Origin of the sequence: Neorhizobium sp. BT27B (assembly GCF_050455485.1) — a bacterium.
GTDB lineage: Bacteria > Pseudomonadota > Alphaproteobacteria > Rhizobiales > Rhizobiaceae > Neorhizobium.
In genome coordinates, this window is sequence record NZ_JBCIYT010000001.1 from 910,634 (window position 1) to 924,602 (window position 13,969).

Annotated in this window: 10 protein-coding genes; 5 read left to right on the forward strand and 5 right to left on the reverse strand. The window is 59.4% G+C overall.

Features of this window, described 5'->3' with window-relative positions:
• Window positions 1-2 precede the first annotated feature (2 nt).
• The 3 genes from AAIH70_RS04765 to AAIH70_RS04775 form a co-directional block, all read right to left on the reverse strand.
• The gene (locus AAIH70_RS04765) at window positions 3-1,154 is read right to left on the reverse strand and encodes an ABC transporter ATP-binding protein (RefSeq protein ID WP_132272702.1); all 1,152 of its coding nucleotides are present in this window, start codon (window positions 1,152-1,154) and stop codon (window positions 3-5) included.
• Window positions 1,155-1,246: 92 nt separating this feature from the next.
• A complete protein-coding gene (locus tag AAIH70_RS04770; protein WP_132272701.1) occupies window positions 1,247-2,344 on the reverse strand; it encodes a polyamine ABC transporter substrate-binding protein in 1,098 nt (365 codons plus the stop codon).
• A 154-nt stretch (window positions 2,345-2,498) separates the two neighbouring features.
• A complete protein-coding gene (locus AAIH70_RS04775) occupies window positions 2,499-3,917 on the reverse strand; it encodes a helix-turn-helix domain-containing protein (RefSeq protein WP_132272700.1) in 1,419 nt (472 codons plus the stop codon).
• Between the two features lie 190 nt (window positions 3,918-4,107).
• Here AAIH70_RS04775 and aceA point away from each other — a divergent pair, with 190 nt between their 5' ends.
• Both aceA and AAIH70_RS04785 read left to right on the forward strand, forming a co-directional pair.
• Entirely contained in the window at window positions 4,108-5,397 is a 1,290-nt protein-coding gene (gene aceA, locus AAIH70_RS04780; RefSeq protein WP_132272699.1) for an isocitrate lyase, read from the forward strand.
• A 238-nt stretch (window positions 5,398-5,635) separates the two neighbouring features.
• The gene (locus tag AAIH70_RS04785) at window positions 5,636-5,902 is read left to right on the forward strand and encodes a hypothetical protein (protein WP_430033300.1); all 267 of its coding nucleotides are present in this window, start codon (window positions 5,636-5,638) and stop codon (window positions 5,900-5,902) included.
• Window positions 5,903-6,009: 107 nt separating this feature from the next.
• On the opposite strand, the gene AAIH70_RS04790 is transcribed toward AAIH70_RS04785, so the two are convergent.
• The gene (locus AAIH70_RS04790) at window positions 6,010-7,848 is read right to left on the reverse strand and encodes a methyl-accepting chemotaxis protein (protein ID WP_430033303.1); all 1,839 of its coding nucleotides are present in this window, start codon (window positions 7,846-7,848) and stop codon (window positions 6,010-6,012) included.
• A gap of 482 nt (window positions 7,849-8,330) precedes the next feature.
• The gene (locus tag AAIH70_RS04795; RefSeq protein ID WP_207908236.1) at window positions 8,331-9,524 is read right to left on the reverse strand and encodes an NAD(P)/FAD-dependent oxidoreductase; all 1,194 of its coding nucleotides are present in this window, start codon (window positions 9,522-9,524) and stop codon (window positions 8,331-8,333) included.
• A gap of 148 nt (window positions 9,525-9,672) precedes the next feature.
• On the opposite strand from AAIH70_RS04795, the gene AAIH70_RS04800 reads away from it, so the two are divergent.
• The 3 genes from AAIH70_RS04800 (at window position 9,673) to zwf (ending at window position 13,967) form a co-directional block, all read left to right on the forward strand.
• Window positions 9,673-11,100: a glutamine synthetase family protein gene (locus AAIH70_RS04800; protein WP_132272696.1), complete on the forward strand. Its 1,428-nt coding sequence runs from the start codon at window positions 9,673-9,675 to the stop codon at window positions 11,098-11,100.
• Window positions 11,101-11,110: 10 nt separating this feature from the next.
• Window positions 11,111-12,400, forward strand: a complete 1,290-nt coding sequence (locus AAIH70_RS04805; protein ID WP_132272695.1) for an NAD(P)/FAD-dependent oxidoreductase — start codon at window positions 11,111-11,113, stop codon at window positions 12,398-12,400.
• A gap of 94 nt (window positions 12,401-12,494) precedes the next feature.
• Window positions 12,495-13,967, forward strand: a complete 1,473-nt coding sequence (gene zwf / locus AAIH70_RS04810; protein ID WP_132272694.1) for a glucose-6-phosphate dehydrogenase — start codon at window positions 12,495-12,497, stop codon at window positions 13,965-13,967.
• Window positions 13,968-13,969 lie beyond the last annotated feature (2 nt).

The window sequence follows — 13,969 nt, forward strand, 5'->3', positions numbered from 1 at the left end:
CCTCAGCGGGTCAGAACAAGGCCGGCATCGCGCGACCAGTGGACCCAGACGCGATCACCGAAGGTGAGCGGGCGATCGACGAGGCGCTGGATATTGGCCTGTGCCGCGCGGATGATGCGGCCATCGTCGAGCTTGACGAGGAATAGCGAAAAATCGCCGAGATAACCGATGTCGTAAACCTCGCCCGCGGCGGCGTTGACGGCGGTATCGGCCGGCGGCTCGATGCCGAGGCGAACCTTTTCCGGGCGGATGGCATAAGCGACGCGATCCCCTGTCGATGCCGGGCATTCCTGATCAACGGCGATCTTCAGACCATCGCAATCGAGCATCACGCCACCGCTCGCCGCGCCGCTGTTGGAAACGATCGCACCTTCGATGATGTTGATATCGCCGATGAAGTCGGCGACGTAGCGGCTGTTCGGCGCCTCGTAGATTTCCGCCGGTGTCGCAACCTGCATGATGACGCCCTTGTCCATCACGGCGATACGGTCGGACACGGTCATCGCCTCTTCCTGATCATGGGTGACGATCAAAAAGGTCAGACCCAGCGTGTGTTGCAGGTCGGTCAGTTCGAACTGTGTTTCCTCGCGCAGCTTCTTGTCGAGCGCGCCGAGCGGTTCGTCGAGCAGCAGAACCTTTGGCCGCTTGGCAAGCGACCGGGCCAGCGCCACGCGCTGCCGCTGACCACCGGAGAGCTGCGACGGTTTACGCTTGGCGAACTGTTCCAGCTTCACCAGCTTCAGCATCTCTTCGACGCGGGCGGCGATCTCGGCTTTCGGCAGCTTGTCCTGTTCCAGACCGAAGGCGATGTTCTTTTCCACCGTCATATGCGGGAACAGCGCGTAGGACTGGAACATCATGTTGGTGGGGCGGCGATAGGGCGGCACGCCGGCCAGATCCTTGCCCTGCAGGAGGATGCGGCCTTCGGTCGGCTCCTCGAAACCGGCCAGCATGCGCATCAACGTGGTCTTGCCGCAGCCCGATGGCCCGAGCAGCGCAAAGAACTCGCGCTCGTAGATATCCAGCGTCAGGTTTTCGACGGCGGTGAAATTGCCGAACCGCTTGGTGATATTCTCGAAACGGATGAAGGGCACCGATGTCGGATCGGTCCAGGGAGAAAATTTGCGCTTAACCGGCCCGAGAGATTTCGCCATGCCTGTCCCCATCTACCCTGATTTTTTGGCACGCCGTGGTGCCGGATTGGCAATCATGCGGAGCGGGCCCAAAACCCGCTCCGCAGAAGGCATCAGCTGCCGGTCTTGATCTCGGTCCAGACGCGGTTGAGCACACGCTGTTCACGCGGGCCGTAAGGCGAGATGGTGAAGAGTTTTTTCACGACATCTTCCGGGGGATAGACGCCCGGATTTTCCAGCACTTCCTTGTCCACGAATTTCTGCGAGGCAAGGTTGCCGTTGGCATACTGGACATAGTTCGAGGACTTGGCGATGACTTCCGGCTTCATCATGAAGTTGATGAATTCGTGGGCCTCGGCAACATTCTTGGCATCGGCCGGAATGGCAAGGTTGTCGAACCAGATATAGGTGCCTTCCTTGGGGATGACGAACTCGACCTTGACGCCATTCTTGGCTTCTTCGGCGCGGGTCTTTGCCTGCAGGATGTCACCCGACCAGCCGATGGAAATGCAGCTGTCGCCGTTTGCCAGTTCATCGATATAGGCCGAGGCGTTGAAGGTGCGCACCGACGGGCGGATCTTCTTGTAAACCTCGCCGCCAGCTTCCAGATCGGCCGCTTCCTTGCTGTCGGGGTTCTTGCCGATATAGTTCATGGCAATCGCGAAGGTCTCGTCGGACGCGTCGAGGATGTTGATACCGCAGGATTTCAGCTTTTCGGCATTTTCCGGCTTGAACAGGATATCCCAGCTGTCGAGCGGCACATCACCAAGCGCTGCCTTCACCTTGTCGACATTGTAACCGATGCCGGTGGTGCCCCACATGTAGTTGACGGCATATTCATTGCCGGGATCGTATTTGGCGAGACGCTCGGAGACTTCCGACCACATGTTGGAAAGGTTCGGCAGCTTCGACTTGTCGAGCTTCTGGAAGACGCCGGCCTGGATCTGGCGGGCGAGGAAGGGGCCGGTCGGCACGACGACATCATAACCGGAACCGCCGGCCAGCAGCTTTGTCTCGACCACTTCATTGCTGTCGAACACGTCGTAAACGACCTTGATGCCGGTTTCCTTGGTGAATTCTTCCAGCACCGATTCATCGATATAGTCGGACCAGTTGTAGACGTGGACCTGGCGTTCCTGCGCGAAGACGGCGGTGGCCATCAGCGTCGTGGCGGCAGCGGCGGTCAGAAGACGAAGCAGATTGGGTCGCATGATTTCTCCTGTTTTATGAAGGCTGGCCGCATCAGCGCCGCGCCTTGTTTCCCTCTTTATGCTTTTGTTTTGTGCGAGAGTATGAAGGAACATCGCTACCCACAAGCAAAAAGCTGCATTGCAGCAAAGACTTCTCAAGATACCATCAGGGCCATCACCGAAAATCGAAGGCACTGAGACCGGTCGCCATCTCGTCCAGTCCCAGAGGCCGCGTTACCGGCGGCTCGGCGCGCGACAGGCAGCCGCGTCTCTCGCACAGGCGACAGGCAGTTCCGGCCAGAACGGTTGCCCCCGGCAGGCTCGCCGCTTCGCCATAGACCGTTTCGCGCGCCACCTCGAAATCGCAGCCGATGAGGATGGCGGTGCGGCGCACGCGCTCGTTGAAACCGGCCTGCGGGCCTTCCAGCGTGCGGCAGACCGTCAGATAGGCGGCACCATCCGGCATCTCGACCCGATCCGTGAGAACCTGCCCCGGCTGGGCGAAAGCCGCATGCACACCGAGCCTGGGACAGAGCCCGCCGAATTTCGCATGCGGATAGGCTTGCGCGCCGGCGCGGCGGAGACGGTTGCCGGCGCTGTCGATCTCGGCGAGGAAAAACGGCAGGCCGGATGCGCCGGGCCGTGCGAGTGTCGTCACCCGGTTTGCCGCCTGTTCGAACGACACGTCGAAACGGGCGCGCAAAACATCGATATCGTAACGGGCGCGCTGGGCAGCCGACAGGAAAGCGCCATAGGGCATCATCAGCGCATGCGCCGCATACCGCGCCAGTTCGAACCGGGCGATGCGTTTGGCCTCGCCGCTCGACAAGGCGAGGTCTTCGAGTTCGCCGGCAATCGCCTCCCCCAGCGCCAGCAGTGCCACTTCCATGGCGATTTCACGCAGACGGTCGCTGGCCGACAGTCGTTCGGACAGGAACAGCCGCAGCGAATGACGATCGTAACGGCGTTTCAGGTCCGGCATGACATGTACCGGCAGCGAGCGGACGACGATGCCGTGGCGGGTTTTCAGCCAGTCTCGAAGACTAGCCGCAAGATCGTCACCGGCAGCGAGTTCGGCAATAAATGTTTCCGCCGCATCTTCTATGCGTGCGAAAAAATGCGGGCGGTGTTCAAGACGGTCACGCACCTCATCGGCCGGCAGACGCGTGGCGGCCATACCGGTTTCGTGACCTTCGCGGGCAAGAAGTTCGGCCAGATCGGAGAGACGCGCGGCCTGCTCACGATAGGCGCGATAAAGTTTTAGAATCCCGCCGGCGGTATTGGGGGCGGCATCGGCCACTTCCACCAGTTCCTGATCGCCCGGCAGTTCGCCCGACAGGAGCGGATCGCGAAACACCTCTCGAAGCTCGCCGACCATGGCGCCGTCATCGCTTTGCAGCGCTTCAAGATCGACCTTATAGGTGGAGGCAAGCCGCAACAGCAGCTGCACGGTGAGCGGCCGCTGGTTGCGTTCGATGAGGTTGAGATAGGAGGCGGAAATCTCCAGCCCCTCCGCCATCGCCGCCTGCGTCAGTTCCAGCCCGAGCCGGATGCGCCGAACCTTTGGACCGGCAAAGATCTTACGTTCAGCCATTCGCTCTCCTCCCAAAGAAGCAACCAGCACAAACTTTACAAAAATTGACAAACTCACTTTGGACTTTGTCAAAAACAGTACATCTCGACCCTTTTACTGTCGCAACACTGCGGATTTGATTAGATACAATTTCAACGCCCATGTAAATTCCTTGACATCGGACAAGTTACCGAAGCCCAGGGAGTGAAGCATGACTGATTTTTACAACATCGTTCCGACTGCACCGTCCGGCCGTTACGACGGCATCGAACGCCCCTATTCTGCGGATGACGTGAAGCGGCTGCGCGGTTCGGTAACGATCCGTCATTCGCTGGCGGAGGCGGGCGCCAACCGGCTGTGGTCGCTTCTGCGCAGCCAAGATTTTGTCAATTCGCTGGGCGCGATGACCGGCAACCAGGCCATGCAGCAGGTGCGCGCCGGGTTGAAGGCGATCTATCTGTCCGGCTGGCAGGTGGCGGCGGACAGCAACACCGCGTCTTCCATGTATCCCGACCAGTCGCTTTACCCGGCCAATGCCGCACCGGAACTGGCGCGCCGCATCAACCGCACGCTTCAACGCGCCGACCAGATCGAAACGGCGGAAGGCAACGGCCTTTCGGTCGAAACATGGTTTGCGCCTATTGTCGCCGATGCCGAGGCCGGTTTCGGCGGCTCGCTCAATGCGTTCGAGATCATGAAGGCGTTTATCGAGGCGGGCGTTGCCGGTGTTCATTACGAGGACCAGCTGGCATCGGAAAAGAAATGCGGCCATCTGGGCGGCAAGGTTTTGATCCCGACGGCGGCGCATATCCGCAACCTCACCGCAGCGCGCCTCGCCGCCGACGTGATGGGCACGCCGACGCTTGTGATTGCCCGCACCGATGCGGAGGCGGCCAAGCTTTTGACGTCAGATATCGATGAGCGCGACCAGCCGTTTGTCGATTACGATGCAGGCCGTACCGTCGAAGGGTTTTACCGGGTGCGCAACGGGCTGGAACCGTGCATCGCGCGTGCGGTGGCCTATGCGCCCTATTGCGATCTGATCTGGTGCGAAACTTCGAAACCCGATCTGGAACAGGCGAAAAGATTTGCCGAAGGGGTGCACAAGGCGCATCCCGGAAAAATGCTGGCCTATAATTGCTCGCCGTCGTTCAACTGGAAAAAGAACCTCGATGACTCGACGATCGCCAAATTCCAGCGGGCGCTGGGGGCGATGGGCTACAAGTTCCAGTTCATCACGCTGGCCGGCTTCCACCAGCTGAACTTTGGCATGTTCGAACTCGCGCGCGGCTACCGGGACCGGCAAATGGCCGCCTATTCGGAGCTGCAGGAAGCGGAGTTTGCCGCCGAGATCCATGGCTATACCGCCACCAAACACCAGCGCGAAGTCGGGACAGGGTATTTTGACGCCGTGTCGGTGGCGATCAGCGGCGGACAGTCTTCGACGACGGCTATGGGAGGGTCGACCGAGCATGCGCAGTTCCGCCCGGCGGCTGAGTAGCGAATCGTAAAAAGACCCCGCCCCAAACCCCAACCGGGGCAGAGCCGCGTGTCTCTGCCCGTCCTTGTGGACCCCCACAAGGGGGAGGGGCTTAACCCGGCCGATCCGCTGAGGTTCAATTTGGGCAGAGAGTTTGCCGCATATTTTCTCCCCCTTGTGGGGGAGATGGCGGCAGCCAGAGGGGGACTTTGCACCCGACAACCTGTCACCACCAAAAACCACAGAGAGGAGAAATATCATGAACATGCACAATCCGATCTCTCAGTCAGCGCCCATCCAGACCCACGTCAAGGAACGCGCCGAGGAGCAATCTTCGACCATGAGTTTCGAGCAGCAGGCGGCGATCCGGTCGCTGGCCAATGATCTGCACCGGCTGAACCATTCGGTCATGAAGGCGGTCGAGGCAGGTGTTTCGGTCGAACTCGTGCGTTCCGCCCGCCATCACGGTGGTGACGGACAATGGGGCGACCTGCTGATCCCGGTCGTGGTTGCCCGTGGCAACTGACACGGCAACCGTCCGGGCGGACAGCAGACGCGAAGGCTTCCCCCGAAACGCCAAAGGCCGGGCAAATCCCCTGCCCGGCCTTTGGTCGATTCTACAGATCTTGAAGATCAGGCGGCGTAGCGCTTGTGGCCGGCACCGTGATCTGCCTCGATGCGGAACTGCTGCACGAGGCTCATCAGCTGGTTGGCTTCTTCCGCAAGGGCACGGCTGGCTTCGCTGGTCTCTTCCACCATCGCGCCGTTCTGCTGGGTCATCTGGTCCATGCGGTTGACGGAGCCGTTGATGTCCTGCAGCGCGGCCGACTGGTCGCGGGCGGCGGTGGCGATGGTTTCGACATGCTTGCTGATGCCGGTGATCTGCTCGCTGATCGTCGACAGAACCTTTCCAGTCTGCTGCACGAGACCGGCACCGGCGCTGACTTCGTTACTCGACTGGTTGATCAGCGTCTTGATCTCGCGGGCGGCATCGGCCGAACGCTGGGCCAGTTCGCGCACTTCTTGGGCGACGACGGCAAAACCCTTGCCGGCTTCACCGGCGCGTGCGGCTTCGATACCGGCATTGAGCGCCAGAAGGTTGGTCTGGAAGGCGATGTCGTCGATCACTTCGATGATCTGCTCGATCTTCTTTGAGGCTTCCTCGATGCGATCCATGGCCTGGACGGCATTGTTGACGACCGTGCCGGAACCGTCGGCATTCTGCTTGGTCTTGGCGACGGCGTCATTGGCTTCGCGGGCGCGCTCGGCAGAAGAACGTACGGTGGCAGTAATTTCCTCGACGGCGGCGGCGGTTTCTTCGAGCGAAGCAGCCTGGTTTTCCGTGCGCTTGGCAAGGTCCGCAGACGACTGGCTGAGTTCGCCACTGTTGCGCTGGATGGCCAGCGTGCTTTCACGGATGCGCGACAGCGTATCACGCAGACGCTCGATCGAGCCGTTGAAATCGACGCGGAGCTGTTCGAGGCGGCCGGTGAAGGTGCGGTCGATCTTGACCGAAAGATCCCCCTGCGACAGGCGGGCAAGTGCTGCGCCCAGTTCCGTGACAGCGAGGTTGATCTGGCTATCGACTTCCTGCTTTTCCGCATCGTTGCGGCGACGGTCGGCATCGGCGCTGGCGCGATCATCGGCGCTGCGGGCTTCGATCAGGCGCTTCTGGCGGGCGTTGTCGCGGAAGACTTCCAGCGCGCGGGCAATATTGCCGAACTCGTTGCGACGATCGAGATATGGAATGTCGGTATCGCTGCCGTCCGCCATGGTGCGGATCGTGCCGGTCAGAACGCTGAGCGGCTTGACCAGATGACGGATGGCGAAGAAGCCGATCAGACCCATGGCGATCAGAGCCAGAAAGCTGGTGACGGCCATCTGGGTGACGGATGCCGAAAGCTGGGCAAAATAGACTTCCATCGGGATGCCGATGAACATGACGCCGGTGACCACATTGGCCTTGTCCTTGATCGGGAAATAACCCGTCATGAAATCACGGCCGAACAAAGCTGCCTGGCCGAAATAGGGCTGGCCGGAAGCCAGCGTCTTCTGGGCCGGGTGTTCGGCGGCAAGCTTGGTGCCGACGGCGCGCTCGCCCTTCTCGGTCTTCACGTTGGTGGAGACGCGGACATAATCGCTGCCGTTCTTGCTGAATACGGTGGCGACACCTCCGATGGACTCGGCGGTGCGGTCGACAAGCGAGTGGTTCTTGAACTCGATCGGACCGGCGCTGGTAATACCGGTAACCTCACCGTCCTTGACCGCGAGATCGGCACCTTCCGCCTCGACCTCATAAAGGACGCCCATGGCGCGGATGGCGCTGTGCGCATCTTCCACGGCATTGCCCATGATATCTGAACGCAAGTTCAGATAGGTCATTCCCGACAGGGCGGAAATCGAAACGAAAACGAGGAAAAGGCAAAGGCTGACTATCCGTGCAACCACGGATGACGGCAGAACGTTCAACATACGGCGACCCCCAATACGAAATACCAGTAGTAATTGAGGGGCAATATAAATGGAAATGCGTAAAAATTTACTGAACTTGCGTTTTGCCATTAACGCAGCAGAGATCTAAATTCAAAATATCCCAAACTTGGTTCAGTGTAATTCCGGCAAAGCTCAATTAGAGCATCGATGTATCGAAAAAAACATATCGCCTATATTGACCGACCATCAGAATAGATGGGATATCAACATTATGGCAACCGTTGCACTTGCTGCAGCAAGAAACAGACGAAGTGTAATTGTTGCAGCGGCTTCAGTCTTTGCTATGGCGATGGCACGGGCACGACGACGGTTCTGCATCAAGATCAATCCCGACTGGAGGAGTTTCAATCGCCGCCTCGGCGACGACCAGCGCTTAACACAAGATAAGAATCCATGACTGTGCGCGCATTAAGGCAGGATGTCGCAGGCTTATTAAAAAGTGCTAAAAGATATCTCCGGCATCAGAACAGTTCCGCCAGCGCCTCGCCACAGGCATTTCCCGATGCCCAGGCCCATTGGAAATTATATCCGCCGAGCCAGCCGGTGACATCCACGCATTCGCCGATGAAATAAAGACCGGGCACGTTCTTGGCCTGCATCGTCTTTGAATCGATCTCCGATGTATCGATGCCGCCGATCGTCACTTCCGCCGTGCGATACCCTTCGGAACCTGCCGGCACGATGCTCCAGTCCTGCACCGAGGCCGCCAACGCTTCGAGCTTGCGATCGCCTTGGTCCGCCATCTGTCCGGTCATGCCCGCATTTTCGGTCAGGAACTGGGCCAGACGTTTCGGCAGGATCTCACCCAGCACCGTCTGCGCCGCCTGTTTGCCATTGGCCTTGCGACCTTCCTTGAGGCGAGATGTGATGTCGATATCCGGCTCGATCGACAATTTTATTGAATCGCCTTCGCGCCAGTAGGACGAGATCTGCAGGATCGACGGGCCGCTGATACCACGATGGGTGAAGAGCAGAGCCTCGCGGAACGAAATCTTGCCGTGTTTTACTTCAGCATCGACAGCAATGCCGGATAGCGGCGCCAGTTTTTCCAGCAGCAACGGATCCAGTGTCAGCGGCACAAGGCCGGGACGCGTGTCGGTAACCTTAAGGCCGAATTCGGCGGCGATGCGATAGGCAAAGCCGGTCGCGCCCATTTTCGGGATCGACTTGCCGCCGGTGGCGAGCACAACGGCATCCGCCTCGACCATGCCGTTCGATGTCATCACGCGAAAACCGTCCGGACCTTTTTCGACGGCGGAAATTTCGGTGCGCAGTTCAAGGACACCGCCGACAGCACGCATCTCATCGAGCAGCATGTGGATGATGTCCTTGGCGCTGTCGTCGCAGAACAATTGGCCGAGCGTCTTTTCATGCCAGGCGATACGGTGTTTTTCGACCATGTCGAGAAAATCGCGTGGGCTGTAACGCGCCAGCGCCGATTTGGCGAAATGCGGATTGGCCGACAGATAGTTTTTCGGACCGGCATGGATATTGGTGAAATTGCAGCGACCACCGCCGGAAATGCGGATCTTTTCGGCAGGGTTCTTCGCATGATCTAGCACAAGAACGCGCTTGCCACCCTGCCCGGCGCGGATCGCACACATCAGCCCGGCCGCACCGGCACCAAGGATCACCACGTCAAATCTGCGGGCCAAAACAAAAACTCCTGAAACGAGCGGCGTTTCTGTTGCCATCACGCGTTCATGTCAATGCCGACAAAGAGATCAAACATTGCGAACCAGCTATCGCCAATTGCCGCAAGGTGACTATTATAAGGTTCCCGACCAACGCTTCCGGTGAGCCATGCCGCCCAAGAAAAAGCCGACGCCTTCCGCCCCCAAGCCCAAAATCCCTGCCGCAGTTCTGGATAGCCGACGCGGGGTGAAATCCTGGCAGGAAGCCGCCGCATGGCTGAAAGTGCGGGGCATCGAGGATGTCGAATGCATCACGCCCGACCTTGCCGGCGTTCCGCGCGGCAAGATGATGCCGGCGTCAAAGTTTACCAGCAACACCTCGCTGGCCTTGCCCTCGGCACTCTACCGCCACACGATTTCCGGCGAATACCCGGATGAAACCGGCAATTTCCGTTATGACAGCCGCGACAGCGACATCAAGCTGGTGCCGGACCTTTCGACGCTTTCCGTCGTGCCGTGGGAAAGCGATCCGACCGCGCAGGTGATCTGCGATATCGTCGGCGCCGACGGCAAGAACGTGCCCTATACGCCGCGCAACGTGCTGAAGCATGTCGTCAAACTCTATTCGGATCGCGGATGGAAACCGGTCGTCGCCCCGGAAATCGAGTTCTATCTCGTTGCCGTCAATGAAGACCCGGATTATCCGCTGCATCCGCCGAAGGGGCGTTCTGGCCGTTCGATTTCCGGCGGGCAAAGTTATTCGATCGCCGGCATCAACGAATTCGACGAGTTGATCGACGACATCTACCATTTTTCTGAAAAGCAGGGTCTGGAGATCGATACGCTGATCCATGAAGAGGGTCCGGCGCAGCTGGAAATCAACCTTCGCCATGGCGATCCGATCCAGCTCGCCGATCAGGTGTTTCTGTTCAAACGCACCATTCGCGAGGCGGCGCTGAAACACGGCATTTATGCCACGTTCATGGCGAAGCCCATGCAGGGCCAGCCGGGGTCGGCCATGCACGTCCACCAGTCGGTGGTCGATATCAATACCGGCAAGAATGTCTTTTCCAATGACGACGGCACACCGTCGAAGGAATTCTTCCACTTCATCGGCGGCATGCAGAAATTCGTGCCGAGTTCGCTGGTCATGCTGGCGCCTTATGTGAACTCCTATCGTCGCCTGACGCCTGATATGGCCTGCCCGGTCAACAATGCCTGGGGTTACGACAACCGCACCACGGCTTTCCGCGTGCCGGTGTCCGATCCGTCCGCCCGCCGTGTCGAAAACCGCCTTCCGAGTTCGGATGCCAATCCCTATCTGGCGCTGGCCGCTTCGCTCGGTTGCGGCCTGTTGGGCATCACACGAGAAATCCAGCCGACCGAACCGACCTCGGATACCGCCAACGAAGGGTCGATCGAACTGCCGCGCGGCCTTCTGGAAGCGCTGGCACTGCTGGAAAACGAACCGGCCTTCGAGGAGGTGTACGGCTCCGAATTCATCAATATCTATGCCGGGGTCAAACGCGGCGAATTCGAAACATTCATGCAGGTGATCAGTCCCTGGGAGCGTGAATTCCTGTTGCTGAACGTTTGAAGGAGACGGCATGACCGCATGGCAGAGCCCGATCGCGCCCGGAATTTCATGGTATCAGGCGTCAAGTGGCGACAGGCCGACCTATCCGGCGCTTGACGGCTCGAAAACCACCGACGTCGCCATTATCGGCGGTGGTTATACCGGGCTGCAGGCGGCTTACTGTCTGGCGTCTGCCGGTGTTTCGGTGACGCTGATCGAAGCCTGCCATTTCGGTGACGGCGCATCCGGCCGCAATGGCGGCCAGCTCGGCACCGGCCAGCGCTGGTGGCCGGAGGAGCAGGAAGAGGCACTTGGTCTTGAGCGGTCACGCGCCCTGTTCGACATGGCCGAACATGCCAAACGTTACCTGCTGGACTTTGCCGACAAACACGGCATCGACATGGAATATGTGGCTGGACACATGTGCGTGGCCCACAAGCCCGGCCATGACAAGGAATACCGCGCCAATGCCGAGATCGCGGCGACGCGCTACGACTACCCCTATATTTCCTTCATGGATAAAAAGGAGACGGCCGAACGGCTCGGCTCCGACCATTACCATTGCGGCGTCTATGACGGCGGCACCGGCCATATCCATCCGCTGAAACTGCTGATCGGCCTTGCCCGTGTGGCGGCGGCAGCAGGGGCTGCGATCCACGAAAACACGCCGGCCAAATCGATATCTCAATCCGGTGGTAAAACGCTGATCGAAACGCCGACCGGCACGATCACCGCCAATCGCGTACTGATCGCCACCAATGCCTATATCGAAAATCTCGAGCCGGTGACGGCCGCGCATGTGATGCCGATCCGCTCCTTTATCGGCGCGACAGAACCGCTCGATGCGCATCCGACCATTCTTTCCGGCAATGAATCGGTCGCCGATTCGCGCTTCGTGGTGCGTTATTTCCGAAAGTCGAAGGATGGCCGTCTGCTGTTCGGCGGTCGCGAGGCCTATACGGCCGACAGCCCGCGCGACATTTCCAGCCATATCCGCCGGCAGATCGCCGAGATCTATCCGGCCCTGAACGATATTGAGATCACCCATTCCTGGGGCGGTTCGGTGGGCATCACCCTCACCCGCCAGCCTTTCGTGCGAGAGGTCATGCCCGGCGTGATGTCGGTCGGCGGTTATTCCGGCCATGGTGTCATGCTGTCAAATTATTGTGGTAAGCTTTATGCAGATATGACACTCGGCAAATCGACGGAGCTTTCCTATCTTGCCGATCTGGACGTTCCTTCCTTTCCGGGAGGCTCGCGCCTGCGGGCCCCGCTCCTTTTCCTCGCCCTGACCTGGTACGCGCTCCGCGACCGGTTCTGAGGCAAATAGTCACTCCCGCCCGTTTTCGGGCTGGCGCTTTTAAATCGATTAGATTATGACCCCTATCAACAACGCGACTTCGAGAGAATTAGGTATGAGCAGCCAGATCATCCCAGTTGAGCCCTTCGATTGCATCGTCTTCGGCGGCAGCGGCGACCTTGCGGAACGCAAGCTTCTTCCGGCGCTCTACCACCGCCAGATCGAGGGCCAGTTCACCGAACCGACGCGCATTATCGGCGCTTCGCGCAGCGCGCTTTCCCATGAAGATTACCGTAAATTCGCCAAGGATGCCCTTAAAGAGCATCTGAAAAAGGGCGAATATGACGAGGCGGAAGTCAAGAAATTCTGCGAACGTCTTTTCTACGTGTCCGTCGATGCCAAGTCCGATCAGGGCTGGGATGTGCTTAAAAAACTGCTGGACGAAGGCAAGGACCGCATCCGCGCCTTCTACCTCGCCGTCGCTCCGGGCATCTTTGGCGCGATTTCCGAAAAGATCCGCGACCACAAGCTGATCACGCCTAAGACCCGCATCGTCGTCGAAAAGCCGATCGGCCGTGACCTTGCGTCGGCGCTGGTGCTGAACGACACGATCGGCAAGGTGTTCAAGGAAGAACAGATATACCGTATCGACCATTATCTGGGCAAGGAAACCGTCCAGAACCTGATGGCGCTGCGTTTTGCCAATGCGCTTTATGAGCCGCTGTGGAACGCCAATTACATCGATCACGTGCAGATTACCGTTGCCGAAGCCGTCGGTCTCGAAGGCCGTGCCGGTTATTACGACACGGCCGGCGCGCTGCGCGACATGGTGCAGAACCATATCATGCAGCTGCTTTGCCTGGTTGCCATGGAAACTCCGTCCTCGATGAATTCCGAGGCCGTGCGCGATGAAAAGCTGAAGGTTCTGCGGGCATTGAAGCCCATCAATGCCGACAATGTCGAGCAGATGACGGTGCGCGGCCAGTACCGCGCCGGTGCTTCCGCAGGCGGCCCGGTCAAGGGTTACCTGGAAGAGCTGGAAGGCGGCGTTTCCAACACCGAAACCTTCGTCGCCATCAAGGCCGAGATCGGCAACTGGCGCTGGGCCGGCGTTCCCTTCTACATCCGCACGGGCAAACGCCTGACACAGCGCATGTCGGAAATCGTCATCACCTTCAAGCCGGTGCCGCACAACATTTTTGACAGCGCAGCCGGCCGCATTTCCGCCAACCAGCTGATCATCCGCCTGCAGCCGGACGAAGGCGTAAAGCAGTCGCTGATGATCAAGGATCCTGGTCCGGGCGGCATGCGCCTGCGCAATGTTTCGCTCGACATGAGCTTTGCCGAAGCGTTCAACGTTCGCTCGCCGGATGCTTACGAGCGCCTGCTGATGGACACGATCCGCGCCAACCAGACGCTGTTCATGCGCCGCGACGAAGTGGAAGCCGCATGGGAATGGGTCGATCCGATCCTCAAGGGTTGGGACGAAACCGGACAGCCGGCACAGGGTTACACCGCCGGCACCTGGGGTCCGAGCCAGGCAATCGCGCTGATCGAGCGTGACGGCCGCACATGGCACGAGGGCTGAGG

What these genes read in the sequence shown, in the direction of transcription:
- AAIH70_RS04775 (WP_132272700.1), bottom strand. Translation starts at nt 3,917, where the DNA reads ATGGCTGAACGTAAGATCTTTGCCGGTCCAAAGGTTCGGCGCATCCGG.
- AAIH70_RS04765 (WP_132272702.1), bottom strand. Translation starts at nt 1,154, where the DNA reads ATGGCGAAATCTCTCGGGCCGGTTAAGCGCAAATTTTCTCCCTGGACC.
- AAIH70_RS04790 (WP_430033303.1), bottom strand. Translation starts at nt 7,848, where the DNA reads ATGTTGAACGTTCTGCCGTCATCCGTGGTTGCACGGATAGTCAGCCTT.
- AAIH70_RS04785 (WP_430033300.1), top strand. Translation starts at nt 5,636, where the DNA reads ATGAACATGCACAATCCGATCTCTCAGTCAGCGCCCATCCAGACCCAC.
- AAIH70_RS04770 (WP_132272701.1), bottom strand. Translation starts at nt 2,344, where the DNA reads ATGCGACCCAATCTGCTTCGTCTTCTGACCGCCGCTGCCGCCACGACG.
- AAIH70_RS04805 (WP_132272695.1), top strand. Translation starts at nt 11,111, where the DNA reads ATGACCGCATGGCAGAGCCCGATCGCGCCCGGAATTTCATGGTATCAG.
- AAIH70_RS04800 (WP_132272696.1), top strand. Translation starts at nt 9,673, where the DNA reads ATGCCGCCCAAGAAAAAGCCGACGCCTTCCGCCCCCAAGCCCAAAATC.
- zwf (WP_132272694.1), top strand. Translation starts at nt 12,495, where the DNA reads ATGAGCAGCCAGATCATCCCAGTTGAGCCCTTCGATTGCATCGTCTTC.
- aceA (WP_132272699.1), top strand. Translation starts at nt 4,108, where the DNA reads ATGACTGATTTTTACAACATCGTTCCGACTGCACCGTCCGGCCGTTAC.